This is a genomic window from Parapedobacter sp., assembly GCF_035556095.1.
In the GTDB taxonomy this organism is placed as follows: domain Bacteria; phylum Bacteroidota; class Bacteroidia; order Sphingobacteriales; family Sphingobacteriaceae; genus Parapedobacter.
The window spans coordinates 1-15,605 of record NZ_DATMFT010000002.1 but is presented as its reverse complement, the minus strand read 5'-3'; the positions used below and the strand labels follow the sequence as shown (position 1 = coordinate 15,605).

General features: G+C 52.0%; 21 protein-coding genes. 20 read left to right on the top strand and 1 reads right to left on the bottom strand.

What is annotated here, in order from left to right:
* Position 1: 1 nt before the first annotated feature.
* The 18 genes from VNQ80_RS00225 (at position 2) to VNQ80_RS00140 (ending at position 13,192) form a co-directional block, all read left to right on the top strand.
* A complete protein-coding gene (locus VNQ80_RS00225) occupies positions 2 to 784 on the top strand; it encodes a hypothetical protein (RefSeq protein ID WP_325635142.1) in 783 nt (260 codons plus the stop codon).
* A gap of 10 nt (positions 785 to 794) precedes the next feature.
* The gene (locus VNQ80_RS00220) at positions 795 to 1,937 is read left to right on the top strand and encodes a plasmid transfer protein (protein ID WP_325635140.1); all 1,143 of its coding nucleotides are present in this window, start codon (positions 795 to 797) and stop codon (positions 1,935 to 1,937) included.
* 9 nt (positions 1,938 to 1,946) lie between these two features.
* Positions 1,947 to 2,567, top strand: a complete 621-nt coding sequence (gene traK, locus VNQ80_RS00215) for a conjugative transposon protein TraK (RefSeq protein WP_325635138.1) — start codon at positions 1,947 to 1,949, stop codon at positions 2,565 to 2,567.
* Entirely contained in the window at positions 2,545 to 2,979 is a 435-nt protein-coding gene (locus VNQ80_RS00210) for a hypothetical protein (protein ID WP_325635136.1), read from the top strand. Before traK ends, VNQ80_RS00210 begins: the two co-directional genes overlap by 23 nt.
* The gene (gene traM, locus VNQ80_RS00205; RefSeq protein WP_325635134.1) at positions 2,976 to 4,181 is read left to right on the top strand and encodes a conjugative transposon protein TraM; all 1,206 of its coding nucleotides are present in this window, start codon (positions 2,976 to 2,978) and stop codon (positions 4,179 to 4,181) included. The genes VNQ80_RS00210 and traM overlap by 4 nt, the downstream gene beginning before the upstream one ends.
* Positions 4,182 to 4,195: 14 nt before the next feature.
* The gene (gene traN / locus VNQ80_RS00200) at positions 4,196 to 5,035 is read left to right on the top strand and encodes a conjugative transposon protein TraN (RefSeq protein WP_325635132.1); all 840 of its coding nucleotides are present in this window, start codon (positions 4,196 to 4,198) and stop codon (positions 5,033 to 5,035) included.
* A 30-nt stretch (positions 5,036 to 5,065) separates the two neighbouring features.
* Positions 5,066 to 5,500, top strand: a complete 435-nt coding sequence (locus VNQ80_RS00195) for a hypothetical protein (RefSeq protein ID WP_325635130.1) — start codon at positions 5,066 to 5,068, stop codon at positions 5,498 to 5,500.
* 148 nt (positions 5,501 to 5,648) lie between these two features.
* The gene (locus VNQ80_RS00190; protein ID WP_325635128.1) at positions 5,649 to 7,691 is read left to right on the top strand and encodes a type IV secretory system conjugative DNA transfer family protein; all 2,043 of its coding nucleotides are present in this window, start codon (positions 5,649 to 5,651) and stop codon (positions 7,689 to 7,691) included.
* 27 nt (positions 7,692 to 7,718) lie between these two features.
* On the top strand, positions 7,719 to 8,147 hold the full coding sequence (locus VNQ80_RS00185; protein ID WP_325635126.1) for a hypothetical protein: 429 nt from the start codon (positions 7,719 to 7,721) through the stop codon (positions 8,145 to 8,147).
* On the top strand, positions 8,144 to 8,752 hold the full coding sequence (locus VNQ80_RS00180) for a M23 family metallopeptidase (RefSeq protein ID WP_325635124.1): 609 nt from the start codon (positions 8,144 to 8,146) through the stop codon (positions 8,750 to 8,752). The genes VNQ80_RS00185 and VNQ80_RS00180 overlap by 4 nt, the downstream gene beginning before the upstream one ends.
* A gap of 13 nt (positions 8,753 to 8,765) precedes the next feature.
* The gene (locus VNQ80_RS00175) at positions 8,766 to 9,575 is read left to right on the top strand and encodes a DUF4099 domain-containing protein (RefSeq protein ID WP_325635122.1); all 810 of its coding nucleotides are present in this window, start codon (positions 8,766 to 8,768) and stop codon (positions 9,573 to 9,575) included.
* A gap of 3 nt (positions 9,576 to 9,578) precedes the next feature.
* Complete coding sequence (locus tag VNQ80_RS00170; protein WP_325635120.1) at positions 9,579 to 10,148, top strand: hypothetical protein; 570 nt, start codon at positions 9,579 to 9,581, stop codon at positions 10,146 to 10,148.
* Positions 10,149 to 10,152: 4 nt separating this feature from the next.
* Entirely contained in the window at positions 10,153 to 10,470 is a 318-nt protein-coding gene (locus VNQ80_RS00165; RefSeq protein WP_325635118.1) for a hypothetical protein, read from the top strand.
* Positions 10,471 to 10,512: 42 nt separating this feature from the next.
* On the top strand, positions 10,513 to 11,379 hold the full coding sequence (locus VNQ80_RS00160; protein WP_325635116.1) for a hypothetical protein: 867 nt from the start codon (positions 10,513 to 10,515) through the stop codon (positions 11,377 to 11,379).
* Positions 11,331 to 11,537 (top strand): hypothetical protein, encoded by a 207-nt coding sequence (locus VNQ80_RS00155; RefSeq protein WP_325635114.1) that lies wholly within the window; start codon positions 11,331 to 11,333, stop codon positions 11,535 to 11,537. Before VNQ80_RS00160 ends, VNQ80_RS00155 begins: the two co-directional genes overlap by 49 nt.
* Before the next feature lie 70 nt (positions 11,538 to 11,607).
* Positions 11,608 to 11,808 carry a hypothetical protein gene (locus tag VNQ80_RS00150; protein ID WP_325635112.1) on the top strand — a complete coding sequence of 67 codons (201 nt, stop codon included), beginning with the start codon at positions 11,608 to 11,610 and terminating at the stop codon, positions 11,806 to 11,808.
* A gap of 18 nt (positions 11,809 to 11,826) precedes the next feature.
* Positions 11,827 to 12,678 carry a DNA adenine methylase gene (locus tag VNQ80_RS00145; protein WP_325635110.1) on the top strand — a complete coding sequence of 284 codons (852 nt, stop codon included), beginning with the start codon at positions 11,827 to 11,829 and terminating at the stop codon, positions 12,676 to 12,678.
* Positions 12,671 to 13,192 carry a hypothetical protein gene (locus VNQ80_RS00140; RefSeq protein WP_325635108.1) on the top strand — a complete coding sequence of 174 codons (522 nt, stop codon included), beginning with the start codon at positions 12,671 to 12,673 and terminating at the stop codon, positions 13,190 to 13,192. Before VNQ80_RS00145 ends, VNQ80_RS00140 begins: the two co-directional genes overlap by 8 nt.
* A 108-nt stretch (positions 13,193 to 13,300) precedes the next feature.
* Here VNQ80_RS00140 and VNQ80_RS00135 read toward each other — a convergent pair whose 3' ends face one another.
* Positions 13,301 to 13,531 (bottom strand): hypothetical protein, encoded by a 231-nt coding sequence (locus VNQ80_RS00135; protein WP_325635106.1) that lies wholly within the window; start codon positions 13,529 to 13,531, stop codon positions 13,301 to 13,303.
* Between the two features lie 119 nt (positions 13,532 to 13,650).
* Between VNQ80_RS00135 and VNQ80_RS00130 the strand changes: the two genes are divergently transcribed.
* Positions 13,651 to 13,848: a hypothetical protein gene (locus VNQ80_RS00130; protein ID WP_325635104.1), complete on the top strand. Its 198-nt coding sequence runs from the start codon at positions 13,651 to 13,653 to the stop codon at positions 13,846 to 13,848.
* A gap of 44 nt (positions 13,849 to 13,892) precedes the next feature.
* Positions 13,893 to 15,515, top strand: a complete 1,623-nt coding sequence (locus tag VNQ80_RS00125; protein WP_325635102.1) for a recombinase family protein — start codon at positions 13,893 to 13,895, stop codon at positions 15,513 to 15,515.
* The last annotated feature ends 90 nt before the right edge of the window (positions 15,516 to 15,605 follow it).

Sequence of the window (15,605 nt, the reverse complement as noted above, 5' to 3'; positions counted from 1 at the left end):
TATGAACACTCACCTTATCATATGGCCGGTACTGCTGGCGCTCTCCCTCATGCAAGGCATGGCACAGAACGTCAAATATCAGACCGACAAGCACATCGTCCACCAGCAGGAGCGCATGGTTTTCAAACAGTGGAATCGCGATAAGTTCACGCCCAAGAAAGGATTCCTCGGTCTCAATTACCAGTACTGGCTAACGTGGGCCTGGCATCCCAATTACCCCCGTACCGACCGGCGGCCCCTGAGCTTTACAGGCCCCCAAACCCTTCGGTTACAACTTGTGGCGGCCATGAAGAACACCGAGGAAGCCTATAAGAAACACGCGGATACCTTGCGTAATACTGCCCTCACCGAAATGGTGAACTATGCGGGTGCCGCATCTGCCGCCGATCCGCTCTGGCAACTCTACTACCGCGGTGAGTTCCGTCCGCTCACAGACGGGACAGACCCATTGGAAGGGGCCGAACTCAACGTGCGTGATTATCTGACCTATACGGGCCTGCTCGAATGGTATCGCGAAGAAAGGGAGGCACTGGCCGAGCGCCTCGACGCCGCGCGAGCGACCAACATGGACAGGGGATCGCGCATCATGGCCTACCACCGTATGCTTGGGGAATACCGCCAGCTTTCTGCCATGTGGGAAGCGAAGAAACAGCGGACAAAGCTATACCTCTCCCTGACGGAAACCGATGCAAGGATCACGGAGCCCGGTCAGCCCATGACCGTCCCGCCCGGCAGGACAGACCAGCAGATCGCCGACGACATCCTCAGTAAATCCAAACTATAAAACACTCTTTATGAACCTGATAGAACTATTTATCGGTGCAACCCGCACCCGGGTGCAGAGCGTCCCGGATTCCTTCAAGGAAACCTTCAATTTTTTGCAGGGCAACGGTGTATACGAGGAAGGTATGATGCACTTCCTGAAGCAGATGAAAAATACCATCTGGACACACTATGATGCCTTCATTGCCGACGCGCAGGCACTCTGCGCCATCTTTATGCTGGTGTTCTTCGCCATCAAGACCTACGAAATGATGGCCGGCGACAAGCAGCTGGAGGTTATGCCGCTGCTCAGGCCATTCGGCCTCGTTATGGTCATCCTCTGGTGGCCGACCTTTACGCGGGTCGTCGCTTATCCAACCGACATCGTGGCAAACAAGACCGAGGTTTTATTCGACGGCAGCCAAACGGAGGTCAATAACCTCCGTCTCCAACGCGCCGCGCTTATGGTCGAAGTGGCCGACCAGCTCCTTACCATCGAGGCCGAAACCGAAACGGCGAAAGCCGAGGCCGATACGTGGTATGGCAAGGCATGGGAATCTGTTACCTCCTCCGTCAAAGAGGGCTTTTCCGAAGTATGGAACGCGGTGGTCAAAGTGCGTAACCGCATGAAAGTGGGACTCCAGCTGCTGGCTACCTCCCTGTTGGAAACCCTCGCTATCTGGCTGCTGCGCATATGTGTATACGTCATCTTTGTTATCCAGATCATCTACTCGACCATCCTGATTATCCTTGGCCCGTTTTCCGTAGCGGCCAGCATCCTGCCCGCCTTCCGGGACTCGTTCAGCACGTGGATTGCCCGATTCGTATCGGTCAACCTGTACTCGGGCATCGGCTATTTGGTGCTGTACATTGCGTCGCTATTCCAGCAATATGCCATGGAGGCCGAGATTACCCGCTACCAAGCACTGGTCGGAGAAACGGGGGTAGCCGACATGGAAAAACTAGCCGCCTTCGCTAGCAACGGTATCCTGTCCTTCGGTATAGTTATCGGCACCTTCGTTATCGGCGCACTGACCATGCTCACCGTTCCCAGCATCTCTACGTGGATCATCTCCACGTCTGGAGTCTCATCCGCCGCCTCCACGATGGGCAGGGGCGCATCCGGCATGTCCCGTATGATGGGCAGGATATTAACCAAAGGAATAAAAAGATAGACAGCACACATGATCATCAAGAATATCGAAACCAAGGTGCGGCTCGCAACATTTCTCTCAGCGAGCTGCCTCATCGCAGCGGTCCTAATGGTGCTCGGCGTCTCCTTTTTCGCCTACCGGCAAGTAGCGGACGCACGGAAGAGCATCTACATTATGGATGCGGCAAATGTGCCCATGCCCGCCAGGCGAACGGACGTGCGGATGAATCGGGAGGCCGAGTACCGCTCACACGTGGGGCGCTTCCATAACTTGTTCTTCTCGCTGACCCCGGACGACAAGTTTATAGAGTACCAGATGAAGCAGGCCATGTACCTCATCGATGAGAGCGGGGCACTGCAGTACAATAATCTCAAGGAAAACGGATTTTTCAACTCCATCCTGTCCTCCAGCGCCGTACTGACCATACGCACAGACAGCATACACATTGATATGCCAAAACGCTACTTCCGCTATTACGGCACACAGAAGATCGACCGGCGTAGTTCCACCATCACGCGGTCGCTCATCACCGAGGGATACCTCAGTGACCTAGAGATACGCTCGGACAACAATCCCCACGCCGTGCTCATCACTCATTGGAAGACACTCGTAAACAAAGACATCCTACATGAACAGAAAAACACCTTCTGACCCTGCATCCGACATCCTAGGAATGGACGGCATCCGTCGCCATCTCCGACAGGTGAGCGGCTTCTGCCGCGAGCTGGTGAAACGACATCCCCTTTATTTCTTTGCCGGGATGCTTGCCTGCATGCTCGCGTCGGGCATCCTGGCTTTCACCGTCATGCGAACGGATGAACCCCGTGCACTGCTCGCTTTTCCCCAACCACCAGCAAGCGGTGCGGGCGGCGCTATCACGGGCATCATCGATACCTATGCCGCCCTCAACGAAGTGACCGCATTGCAAGACACCATCGCTCATATCATCGAAAAGGATACACTTGATGCCACCGACAGCATCCGGCTCACGGAAGCCCTCCGGCGATTTGAACAGATACAGCAATCCATTATGAACCATAAAAACACCGACACAGCACCATGATCATCGATTTCAGAAAGCCGCGGTACATTATACCGCTCATTCTGCTGCCATTCCTATGCATATTCTTCTATGCATACAAGAGCAGCTTTGGCAAAGAACAGCCATCCAAGGCGGGTGGGGATTCCCTGCAGACCGATCTCGCTGCGGTCTCCGACCAAGTACGTAACCGCGCACTCTCCGATAAATTGGAAGCCTACCGCGACCGGTACCGGCAGGCCGATGGCTATACCGCGATCGGTCACATTCAGGAGGAACAGGCAGTTACCGAACCGCCCAATACCCTATACAACGAACGTGAACGGCTTATACTCGACTCCATCGACCGTGCCATGAAAGGGAGGTATAGCGGCACATCAGGGAGTGACTTCCCGGATGCTGCCGATCCGATACGTAGCAGCGATACATCCGACCCCTACGACGAGGCGTTGCAGGAGGCACTCGCGGAAATACATGGGCAGACCGCGCAACCTCCCGCGCCGCAAGCCCAGTCTGCGCAGCCCGATCCGATGGAGCTCTTCCGCCAGCAGATGGAACTGCTTGACAGCATGGCCAAGGCCAGTGACCCCGAATACCGAGCCGAGCAGGAACGGCTCCGACAAGCCGAACACCTCGAAAAGCAGCGTCAAGAGCAAGAGCAAGCACGGCTCACCGTCAGCAAGGCATCCGGTACTGCCGCTATTTTCAATACGGTCACTCCGGATCGCGAGGAGACCTTCATTACCGCCATGGTCGACCAGGACATCAAGGGATACGCCGGATCACGCCTTCGCATTCGTCTGCTCGAAGACATGATGGCGGGTCATTTCCTGATCAAAAAAGGAACTTACATCTATGCAGAGATATCCGGTTTCACCGGGCAACGGGTCAACCTGACGGTCACCTCCATCATGAACGGCCAGCATATCCTACCGGTACGGCTCGAGGTCTACGACCACGACGGCCTGCCGGGACTCTACGTTCCGGCATCGGCATTTCGTGAGTTCACGCGCGACTTGGGAAGTAACACAAGTCAGGGCATTACCCTTCAGCAGGCCGCAGCGAACAACAGCCAGCTGGTGATGAGTATGGTGCAAAAAATGTTTCAATCCACCACGAGTGCCGTTAACAAGGTAATCCGGCAGAATAAGGCCAAGATCAAGTACAACACGCTGGTCTACCTCATCGACCCCGACCAGCTGCGCAACAACCAGAAGAATTATTAAACAAGATCCAAAAAATGAAAACATTACTCGTTATCCTATCCCTGTTGTTGGCAGGGCTAAACCTCGACGCCCAGGAAAAGGCTGGAACTTACCGGGATGAACTGCCCGGAATCATCATGGACGGCAGTGGTTCACTGCACATCATCTCGCCCGAACCCATCCGCTACGTGGACATCTCCACCCACGATGTGGTCGGCGATCTTCCCGAACCCAACGTCCTGCGCCTCAAATGGGTGCCCGACTCCACGAAAAGCGGGTACCGAGGTTCCGGGGGGCTTGGCGTGGTCACTGTCATCGGCGAGAGTTTCATCGCACAGTATAGGCTCCACCATGCCGGGGGCGCGCCCGAATCCGCTACCGCCGCCAGTGTCGACATTCTGCCCCGCCATACCCGTCCGCTCCATGTCCCGGTCGAGCTGACCACACCCGAACTGCGCAGCCATGCGGTAAGATTGCTCTCCCGGCATAATGCCAAGCCGATCCGCAAGGCCAGCACTTACGGTATCCGCGCTGACCTGAATAATGTCTACACTGTGGGCGACCTCGTGTTGCTGGACATCACCTACCACAATGCCACTAACCTTGCTTACGACATTGATGAGCTCCGTTTCAAGATCGAGGACAAAAAGATAACCAAGGCCACCAACGTACAATCCATCGAGATAGAGCCCATATGGCAGCTCTATCCGCATAGTTCCTTTAAACGGACGTATCGGAATATCTACGTCCTGAAGAAAGCAATCTTCCCGGCGAGTAAGGTGCTGAACGTCGAGCTTTCGGAAAAGCAGATATCCGGGCGGACAATTACGCTGAGAATCAAGTACCGGGACATCCTTGATGCCGACACATTTTAATCAACCCTTTTATTCATCCATAACGAATTTATGATGGAAAAACTAGTTGGAACATCGGTCATGGTGCATCCCGAACTGACCACCGATCCGGTGAACATGCAAGGACACTTGGGAACGATCAGCCACGTCATTTACGAGGATAACTCAGTTTACGTTAAGTTCAAGAACCACGTAATCGGCCTTTACGATACCAATGCCCTGCTGATGCTGGTTCCCGTAGACATGGCAATAGATAAGCTACGGAGTGATATAGATATGTTGAATATGAATGCCTCGGACGTAGTGGATATTATGGAAATGTACCAGTTGGATGCAACCGGGATACCGGAAGTCCAGCAGGAAGCCCTTGATTGGGCAGTGACCCATGATAAGATTTCCGGAGCGGTAGTATTCAGCGTCGAGGATTGGATCGAGTTTCAGATAGGAAGACCTAACCAGCAACAGCAGCCGGGCAGGGGTATTTAGGCTTAGCTAATCCGAAAAATTTGTGCATCTCACCCGTTTTAGGTGGGTTACCTTGAATTTTTTTTTGCAGCGCCCCTAAGCCACAGAAAGCAAATCATTATGGAAGAACCCCGCAGGGCTCCTTCCAGCCTATAAAATCCAATTACATATGGAAGAATCCAAAGAACAGCAGGCGATGCACCGCTTCCTGCAATTCGCCATATACCTATCCGTAACCCTCGACATCCTGATGTTTATCTACGCCGAAAAGGTAATGGCCAGTCCAGCTAGCGAACGGTACGGATTATCGCACTTCCTTGTACGCATGGCAAAGATTGCCATCTACCATTACCCGATCCACAGCAAATTGTTCACGTTCACCCTGATCTGCCTCGTCTCCATCGGTACGCTCAGCAGAAAGGAGAAAGACCTCAACCCCAAGAACGCTATCGCGTATCCCTTGGCCGCAGGGCTGCTATTGCTGGCAGCAAGCCTCTGGTTTTATGGCAGGCCATCCGGAAGCTGGCCGCTGCCCTATACCGGTTGGTACGATCTGGGCTATATCGGATGCACGGTCATCGGAACGCTGCTTCTGCACATCGCGATGGATAACGTGTCCAAAATTATCGGCTCGCGGCTCGGTAAGGACAGGTGGAATGTCGAGGAAGAATCTTTCATGCAGCCCACCAAACCGAAGATAACACCCTACGCGGTGAACATCCCGATGCTATTCTACTACCGGAAGAAAGTGCGCAAGGGATTTATCGTGCTGGAGAATTTATTTCGCGGATGCTTGGTAATCGGAACCCCTGGATCGGGCAAGAGCTTCTCAGTTTTTATGCCAATCATCCGCCAACTCGTGGCACTTGAGTGGACACTCTGTGTATTCGATTTCAAGTTCCCTGACCTTGGGCAGGTTACCTATTACCATTACCTGCTCGGCAAACAACAGGGCAAACTGAAAGATTTAGGGTTTCATGTGATTAACCTGAACGAGCCGGAAAAGAGCAGGCGTATCAATCCCTGGCGAAGTGATTACCTGCAGACCCTGGCCGAAGCCTCTGAAACTGCCGAGGCATTGGTGGAACCGATGAAGAAAGGCGACAAGGCCACCGGGAGCGACCAATTTTTCACGCAATCCGCCGTTAACTTTCTGGCTGCCTGTATCTACTTTTTCAGCAAACACGAGGGTGGCCGGTATTCCAGCTTCCCGCATGTACTGGCTTTCCTCAACCGATCGTACGAGGAAATATTCAGCACTTTGTTTTCCAACAAGGAACTCGAATCCCTGCTCTCGCCATTCATGACCGCCTACAAGGCACGCGCCTTTGACCAGTTGGAAGGGCAAGTCGGCACGCTCAAGATATTCATCAGCAGGCTGGCCACCAAAGAAACCTTCTGGGTGTTTTCGGGCGATGATTTCGACCTCAAGATCAGCAATCCCGATGCACCATCCATACTGATACTGGCGAGCAATCCGAATACGCAGAGCACAAACTCCGCATCCTATTCGGTGGTCATCAACCGGATTACCAAACTGATTAACACCAGGGGCAACATCCCGGTCGGTTTGGTGGTGGATGAGGCTCCAACATTATACCTATATAAAGTACAGGACATCATTTCACAGGCCAGAAGTAATCGCGTTTCGGCCATTTTGGGGGTACAGGGGCTGACCATGTTCAGGCAACAATACGGTAAGGAAACCGCGGACACGATAACCTCTATCGTAGGAAACATCCTCAGCGGATCCATCCGTGATAAGGATGGACTCGAATGGATGGAACGTCTTTTTGGAAAAGTAAAGCAGATGGGCGAAAGCCTTTCCATCGACCGGACGAAAACCTCGCTGTCAATCAACGAACGGCTTGAACCGCTTATCCCAGCAGGTAAGATCGCCTCGCTCAAAGCCGGAGAGATGGTTGGCATCCTTGCGTCTGATGCCGTCGACAAGTACACGGGCAAATTTGAGACATCTGCTGTCAATTGTCGCATTGACCTCGACCTCAAAGCGATCCGCAAAGAGGAAGAAGCCTATCCCGAGTTACCCGTATTCTATGACTTGGGCGGTCGGAAAGACGAGATACTGCTCCAGAATTTCCATCGTATCAATGCCGAAGTGCAGGCGGTCGTAGGAAAATTCAAACCACCCGCCCCGCCCCGGCCCCAGCCGAAGGGCAAAGGCTCCATGCGGCCGGGTTTCAAAAAGTAATCCATTCACCATTAAACATACCGTACTATGGAAGATTTAATAGGCAGACCCGTGCTGGTGCACCCCGAGCTGACCACAGACCCTGCGGACAGGCAAGGGCAACTGGGCACGGTTTCCCACGTAAGTTATGACAATGAGGTTATCGAGGTCAGCTTTGCGGACAAACACAGGTCGCTGTACACCACCGATACCTTACTCGTGCTCAAACCGCACAGCGAACTTTTCCGGGATATGATGGATGCCCTCCGGGACATGGACGCACAGGACTTCAAGATTCTGCTAAGCATCAGCATGATCCTCGAGAACGGAACACCGCGCCAACAGCACGAGGCGCTTGGAATGGCGCTCATCAATGAGCAAATCCTCCGTTCAGCCACGATACCCTTATCCAGCAGACTGGAACTGACCCTTCCGCAGGATAGGGAACCGCACTGGCAGAAAGGGACGGGACGATGATGGCGCATACGCCAGCTATTTATTGGATGCTCCAGATGCTTGCCCTACTATTCTTACCTCATGCAGCGGGAGCACAGGTAGCCTGCATCAAGCACGTTGCACTCCATCCCGTGGAATTCCCGGTGCGCAAACCGGAAATCCAAACCCACGTCCGGGGACCGAAGCCTGCTGTTAGCACGTCCGAACCATCGGTACCCGCGGTACATATGCCGTTGGCTAAGTACAGGATTACCTCACGCTTTGGTTGGCGCAAGCACCCAATTACAGGAAAGGCTAGTTTCCATAAGGGTATCGACCTCGCCGCATGCGCGCAGGTCGTGCGGAGCATCATGGACGGCACGGTCACGGCCACCGGTTATCATAGGCACCTCGGCAACTACGTCCGCATTGATCATGATGCCGTGCAGAGTATCTACGGTCACCTATCACGTATAACTGTCGAACCCGGCCAGCCTGTTACAGCCGGGTATCCTCTTGGCATCACCGGCAGGACGGGACGCGCCACCGGTGAACACCTGCACCTCGGCATCCAAAGGAACGGCACTTACATTAACCCTTGGAAGTTTTTGCAAAAACTTATCGAACACTCCAAAAGCGAACATTAAACACGATTTAATTATGGACAATCAATTTCAGGAAAATGATCTGCCGATAGGTGATCTGCGTAAACTTGGTCTTGTCAGGAACGGCAAGCCCCTTCTTTCAGACGAAGACCTCACCGCCCTGCTCGCAGGGCACAGGACGGACCTCATCACGCTGCAAGATCTGAGCAGTGACAGCATCCACATCAGGAAAATGGACGCCAAACTATCGCTCCAGCGCACCCCGGAAGGTCACGTAACCGTACAGCTGCATCCCATCTATCGTGATATAAAGAAACATCCGCTGCTGCTGGATGTCGAGGCGGAACAGCTCGAACAGGGCACATTGACCCACGTACTGAAAACCTATCATACGGCTGACGGAAAGAAGAAATCATGGGTTATCGAGTACGATCCCGAGACCAGGGAATTCATATCCTCAGACCCTGCAAGCGTAAAAGTCCCAGCAAAAGTCAATGGTGAGAAGCTGTCCGAACTCCAGAAAGAGCAATACCGGAGTGGAGATGTCGTTCAGCTTGCGGACGGGACACGCCTGCAGCGCCGTGCAAGCAGCCGAAGCGGGGTAACTTCCAACAGGGAGGCACTTATGTATTCGCTCATACTCGATGGTGGTATTTCCTACCTGCTGCTCCGCAGCCTACGCAACCTCTTCGGCAACAAAGCCTCACAAAAAGACCCCTATACAGAGGGTTATCAAAAAGCAATGCAGGACATGCGGCAATGGCAACGCGCAAAGCAGACGCCGCCGCAACAAGCATCCATCCCCCAGTGGGAAATCGAGCAGGAACAGCAGCAGAGGGTAAACGGCAAAAGCCGCTCCCGATAAACAATGATGCTGTTGTTACAGTATGTCGATAGGCGGGTGCAGGATTACTTTGCACCTTGGCTGGACGACACCGCCGGTGCAGTACCTATTCTGACGGGTACGGTAGGCGTAGTAGAACCGCGTATGGCACGGCAGCACTTCCTGTTCCATACCGCTATCGATGCTTTGTGCTTCTGTCACTTCCATCCTAATCTCCTCTCAAGAGCCGGCAGCAATGTGTTTACCGTAATAGGTTTACGTCCCACTGCAAGCCAGCTGCTGGAACTAAAACACCGTTATTCCAACGCTAGGTCGGTCGGCGTATTCGACGACGACCTCTGCGGCAGGGTGCTCGACAGCAAGGTCGCGCTGTGGCAGATGGGCCGGGATGCCTCATTTATATTGGACGACGGTGAGGTCGCGTTTGCCTATAGGGCCAGTACTTTCCGTGTTCCCGCACCCCGATTCTCCCTGCACCGATTCCGCACGCTCACCGGGGTGCGGTCTACCTATCGCACCCTCAAACCGCGGGGCTTCGTGTCCTTTACCGCGATGGTCGTCCATCGCTTGAATGACCTGTGCCACCAAACTTAACATTATGATCCCCGAACAATTCAAGCAGAATACCAGCCTTGAGATCAAGGTGTTCGGCTTTCCCGTACAAGCCAATTACCGGTTCTATTGGCCCGGTAAAAAGGAGGAAGACCAGAAAGACCCGCTATTCAGCCACATCGAATACCGGGCTGAATCGCCCATCATCAGCGAAACGGGATACCGATCCCATTTCTTCCATACCCAAGTGCTTGACGGAACCGACTACACCTCCATCGAGGAACTGGTGACTGCCATCGGCGAGAACCTTGCTATCGAGAACGGGTACAAGCCGCCGCCACGAGGACAGACGACCCTTTTCTAATTAACATTGATTTTTCAAACCCCTTTTTAAATCCAATACAGCATGAACGAGAACAATTTGGAATACCTCAAGAAGACCCTCGAAGGGCTGGGCTTTGGCACTAAGCTCCACGACGTACTGGAAACCGCTATCCAGCGTGAAATGCCCAAATTCAGCTTGGGCGTGAACACCCGGATGAGGCCTGCTGAAAGTAGGGACTTCGGCGATGCGAGAACGGAAGTTCTCGACTTCCGGATCAATTTTAACCGCTCCAAAGAAAGCGATATGTATTTTCTTAACGATTACCGGGTCACGCTACTGAAAAAGGACGACCCCATCGTTCGGGAGCAAACTTTCGATCTAGCGCGGGATCACCGCATCACGGCGTACCAAGCCTTCAAGCTGCTTTCCGGATTTTCACTGGAGAAAGAGGTTTTCCTTCGCAATAAAGGCGAGGGCCAGCAACAGGGAGCGCAACCTGATAAGATACCCATGTGGTTCAGACTCAATCTCGATATCACCGATGCCTACGGCAATCACCCACTGCGCACGTTCCGTCCGGAATACGGTTATGACCTAAACGAAGCACTGGGCAAATACCCAATCAAGGGACTTGACACGCCTGAAAAGATGCAAGAGGCCATGATCGCGCTGCGAAATGGCAACTATGTTCACACCACGTTGGCCGTTGGCCGGAAAAGCGTGCCTGTTTCCATCGCAGCTAACCCGCAGATGAAGACCATCGACATTTACGACAAGGACATGGCCGAAATCCGGGACGAAACGATATTCCCGGAAAAGGCGACGGCGAAAAAGGAGAAGCGGGAGGCACCATCGGAATCAGTTGAACACAAAAACGGTAAAAAAACCGAACCGCTGCCATGGCAGCAAGAACCGGAGCAGGAGACTGGCCGGAAGCGGGGGAGGTAGCCATTGCCCGGAGGACTGCGGTCGTCCCTAAACCGCTGCGCACCACGCTATCGCCGGGTGCGTTCCAGCGGCGGGACGCCCGCAAACCTCCTGGGCATCGCACGCGTGGACATAAAGCGCACCCCCAACCACCGGCAAATACCGCCCGTGCGCTTTAAGACAACGCTTTTATCCACCGCACAAGACTATCCCATAACAGAATATATTATTCTTACCAAACCATTCAGCATGAACAAATTATTCCAGCGCGTAGACCGGATCAGGGCATCTGGCTACGCCACACTCAACCTTGAACCGTCTTCGCCGCATTACCACCTCAATGGCAAGCGCTTCCCCGTTCAGGGCATGGATAAGCCTGCCCTCAAGAGCCGCGTCACGCTGCTCGTGGAAGGCAAACCCATGGACTTTACCATCAACGAGATTCTCTGACCCTTTACAACAATAGATATGAACATGATCAGGCTAAAGACTCCCATCAGCTATTACGGCGGAAAACAGAAGCTTGCCGCTCGCATCGTCTCGCTCATACCGCACCACACGCTCTACTGCGAACCGTTTATCGGCGGTGCCGCCATCTTCTTTGCCAAGCGCCCCTCTAAGGTTGAGGTCATCAACGACACCAACGGCGAGCTGATCAACTTCTACCGGGTAGTCAAGGAGGGCTTTGCCGGACTGGAAACCGAAATACGAAACACCCTCCATAGCCGCGACATGCACCGCAAGGCATGGGTCGTTTACAACAATCCCGACATGTTTTCGGACGTAAAACGGGCCTGGGCCGTATGGGTGCTCAGCTCGCAATCGTTCAGCAGTAAGCTCAACGGTAGTTGGGGATTTGACGTGACTTCCAACACAACCACCAGAAAAATCAATACCAAAAGAGACGGACTTACCAAGGTATTTGCAACCCGGCTGGAAAGGTGCCAGCTTGAATGCGCCGATGCGCTGTATGTCATTGCCAGCAGGGATACCCAGGATAGTTTCTTCTATTGTGATCCGCCTTATTACAATTCTGACCTCGGCCATTACGACGGGTACAGCGAGCGGGATTACGAGGAATTGCTATACCTACTCAGCAAGATTAAGGGCAAATTCCTGCTCTCATCCTATCCCTCTCCGCCACTTGAGCGGTATACCAAACAACATGGTTGGCAGAAATGGTCGGTCAGGCAGAAGGTCTCCGTCAATGCCAAAGGCGGCGACCAAAAGACCAAGACCGAAATGCTCGTGGCCAATTACCCAATCGGTGAGCAATTGACCGCTTTTGAAAAACCGCTAAATCCCGAAATAGATGTATGAATATAAAAAGATGGAAGTCGATCCGAATATGCTGTTCTACCATGGTACGCACGCATTCTTCGAACAGTTTGAGGATCACTACCGCGGCAGTAATACCGCTTGGGATAATACCGTGCATGGTTTTTTCTTTTCCAGCAAAAAAGAAAACGTCCTGATGTTCGGCGACACCATCGTCACCGCGCACTTGGACATCAGAAATCCCCTCGACCTGCGCATCCATTCCATTTTCAACGAGGAAAGCCAGGCGTCCCTGATCTGGGAAATCGGTACCGGGGAAAAACTGGACAATCCCACAGCGCTACGGGCTTTGTATGATGAAATAAGTTTGGGAGAACTCGGCGAGATGCACGACGCCCTGAATAACGAAGATGCCCACAGGATGATGGTCGAAGCGCGGTATGATGGCATTATTTCCGACTTTGGTAAGAATGAACCGGAATATGTCGTTTTCACTGCCTCTCAAATTGATATCCTGTCTATCGACAGGCCATTGTCCATGGGACCTAGTCGCTGACGATTCTATTCATTGCATCTACCGGCAAAAAGAAAAATAGGCCATTCGGGAATCCCATGTAGCTTTCGGAAATCCAACGGTGTGGGGAAAAGGTAAGCCGTTGCCGTCTCAATAATTCCTGCCGCCCCGTGACTGCGAACCTAGCCAATCATCGAAAAGCCTTTCCCGTTTGCGACGTTTTGCAGCCTCCTGAGACCGTTTAACCACTCCCCAAAAGAACAGTGCCCACACCCCAAAGCCCACGGCATACGCCGGCCACGGATTGGACATGGACAATGCGGCAAGGAATGCCCCGGAGCCGATAATGCTGGTGATACACAGGTAAACGAATGTCTTCATAACAAGGTCTCCTTATATAGACAAATATAGCTAATAATATGCTGTATATCAAATTATTGTGGTTTTTAATTCAGATAGAAGCGATAGATCCGCCGCTCTTTATTCATAGACAACCCAACATGAAATACATAAACAAAGAAGATATAACAAGGAAACACGATCTTACTGTGGAAGAAGTAAAGTCCTTCCCCATGTTTGAAAATGTTACAGATGAACAAGCGCAGGAGGTCATCCGAACTATTCGTGTTTTTGTGGAAATAGCACTCGATTGTTATAAAAATCAGAAGCAAAAGCAAGGTAAATCAAGTGATTTTTAGTATATTAGAGCATTGTCTAACACGAACCTTTAATTTGATCGCTAATGTCAGATATGCTATTTTTTGACGCCTTTGCCAAAGGTAAGAAAGAGGCCAAGGCACTGAAGAACAGTAAGGACTGTGTTATCTACACACGGGTGAGCAGTCAGCAGCAAGCCGACAACCTCAGCCTGGCCACACAGCTGAAAGCCTGCACCCTGTATGCTGAGAAGATGGGATATAATATCGCTTCCACTTTCGGGGGAACTTATGAAAGTGCCGAGACGGACGAGCGGAAGCAGTTCACCGCCATGATTTCCTTCGTGAAGAGGTACCGGGGGAAGATATCCTATATCCTTGTATACAGCCTTGAGCGCTTCTCGCGTAATGATAATTCTATCTGGCTCACTAATGAGTTGAGGAAACTAGGTATTGAAATTGTCTCCGTAACGCAGCCCATCGATACTTCTAATGCATCCGGACAAATGCAGCAGAAGATGCTTTTTTTGTTCGGCGAGTTCGACAACCAGCTGCGTAGACAGAAGTGCATGGCAGGTATCAGGGAGATGCTCCTTCGCGGGGACTGGCCAACCAAACCACCTCTCGGCTACGATATCATCCGGCAGCACGGTAAGCGCAAGATTGTCGCCAATGCCAAGGGTCGGCTCATCCGGCAGGCATTCGAATGGAAAGCCTATGATAACCTCTCCACGGAGAGTGTTAGGGCAAAGCTTGCCGAAAAAGGGTTTAAGGTCGGCAAACAACATATGTCCAATATCCTGCGGAACCCGTTTTATTGCGGCCTGATGGCGCACAACATGCTGGAAGGTAAGGTGGTGGAAGGTAATCACGAAAGACTGATATCTCGGGAAGTATTCCTGAAGGTGAACGGCCTGCTGAAAGAAAACCATCAAGGATACACCGTCAAAGAGGAAAACGCCAATATCCCGCTCAAGCGATTTCTGATTTGCGATCATTGCGGAAAGCCCCTCCGCGGCTATATTGTCCAGAAAAAGAATCTACACTATTACAAATGCTGCACAAAAGCCTGCAATAACAACAAAAGCGCAAAGGTTCTCAACAGCCTTTTTGAAAGGATCCTGGACACGTTTAAAATCGATAAGGCAACGGATGTTATTGATCTGATAAAGCAGCAGACCGTGGCCGTATTCAATCAGTTGACCGCCGGTAAGCAAGATGACTACCAACATCTGCAGCAACAGCACCGGGAAATCGTAATCAAGATCAATAGACTCGAGGAGAGATATATCGAAGAGGAAGTAGGGGGTGAACTGTACCACAAATACCATCAACGATACAACGATGAGAGGAAAGAAATAGAGGAAAAACTGATGACGCTGTCCCGGCAGGTGTCGAACCTTGATGATAGCATCGGATTCGTTATCAAATTCGCCCTTGAATTGCCTTTAAAGTGGGTTTATGCCGATTATAACACCAAGCAGCGCATCCAGTTTTTACTCTTCCCTCAAGGCATTAGGTACAGTAAGAAAACAGATGAAAGTCGAACCTCGAGAATAAATTTGTTGTTTTTGTATATTGCTTATTTTCAGCAAATTACAACAAAAAAGAAAAGAGGCATACCAGAACTGGGTCTGAATTTTGCCTCTTTTTCCACTTTGGTAGCGGGGATTGGACTCGAACCAATGTCCGCCAGCTGGCGGATATGAGCCCGACGGTCTACTCCCGCTCCGGACCATCGATGAGATTCCGGATAAATTGCCGCCCTTTGGCGGATTTGAGTTGTTTTTCCCTGTGCA

Bases quoted from the DNA above. Each gene is read 5' to 3' on its own strand.
- VNQ80_RS00165 (WP_325635118.1), top strand. From the start codon at position 10,153: ATGATCCCCGAACAATTCAAGCAGAATACCAGCCTTGAGATCAAGGTG.
- VNQ80_RS00210 (WP_325635136.1), top strand. From the start codon at position 2,545: ATGAACAGAAAAACACCTTCTGACCCTGCATCCGACATCCTAGGAATG.
- VNQ80_RS00225 (WP_325635142.1), top strand. From the start codon at position 2: ATGAACACTCACCTTATCATATGGCCGGTACTGCTGGCGCTCTCCCTC.
- VNQ80_RS00155 (WP_325635114.1), top strand. From the start codon at position 11,331: ATGGCAGCAAGAACCGGAGCAGGAGACTGGCCGGAAGCGGGGGAGGTA.
- traK (WP_325635138.1), top strand. From the start codon at position 1,947: ATGATCATCAAGAATATCGAAACCAAGGTGCGGCTCGCAACATTTCTC.
- VNQ80_RS00130 (WP_325635104.1), top strand. From the start codon at position 13,651: ATGAAATACATAAACAAAGAAGATATAACAAGGAAACACGATCTTACT.
- VNQ80_RS00145 (WP_325635110.1), top strand. From the start codon at position 11,827: ATGAACATGATCAGGCTAAAGACTCCCATCAGCTATTACGGCGGAAAA.
- VNQ80_RS00170 (WP_325635120.1), top strand. From the start codon at position 9,579: ATGATGCTGTTGTTACAGTATGTCGATAGGCGGGTGCAGGATTACTTT.
- VNQ80_RS00125 (WP_325635102.1), top strand. From the start codon at position 13,893: ATGTCAGATATGCTATTTTTTGACGCCTTTGCCAAAGGTAAGAAAGAG.
- traM (WP_325635134.1), top strand. From the start codon at position 2,976: ATGATCATCGATTTCAGAAAGCCGCGGTACATTATACCGCTCATTCTG.
- VNQ80_RS00135 (WP_325635106.1), bottom strand. From the start codon at position 13,531: ATGAAGACATTCGTTTACCTGTGTATCACCAGCATTATCGGCTCCGGG.
- VNQ80_RS00175 (WP_325635122.1), top strand. From the start codon at position 8,766: ATGGACAATCAATTTCAGGAAAATGATCTGCCGATAGGTGATCTGCGT.
- traN (WP_325635132.1), top strand. From the start codon at position 4,196: ATGAAAACATTACTCGTTATCCTATCCCTGTTGTTGGCAGGGCTAAAC.
- VNQ80_RS00195 (WP_325635130.1), top strand. From the start codon at position 5,066: ATGATGGAAAAACTAGTTGGAACATCGGTCATGGTGCATCCCGAACTG.
- VNQ80_RS00140 (WP_325635108.1), top strand. From the start codon at position 12,671: ATGTATGAATATAAAAAGATGGAAGTCGATCCGAATATGCTGTTCTAC.
- VNQ80_RS00160 (WP_325635116.1), top strand. From the start codon at position 10,513: ATGAACGAGAACAATTTGGAATACCTCAAGAAGACCCTCGAAGGGCTG.
- VNQ80_RS00190 (WP_325635128.1), top strand. From the start codon at position 5,649: ATGGAAGAATCCAAAGAACAGCAGGCGATGCACCGCTTCCTGCAATTC.
- VNQ80_RS00180 (WP_325635124.1), top strand. From the start codon at position 8,144: ATGATGGCGCATACGCCAGCTATTTATTGGATGCTCCAGATGCTTGCC.
- VNQ80_RS00150 (WP_325635112.1), top strand. From the start codon at position 11,608: ATGAACAAATTATTCCAGCGCGTAGACCGGATCAGGGCATCTGGCTAC.
- VNQ80_RS00220 (WP_325635140.1), top strand. From the start codon at position 795: ATGAACCTGATAGAACTATTTATCGGTGCAACCCGCACCCGGGTGCAG.
- VNQ80_RS00185 (WP_325635126.1), top strand. From the start codon at position 7,719: ATGGAAGATTTAATAGGCAGACCCGTGCTGGTGCACCCCGAGCTGACC.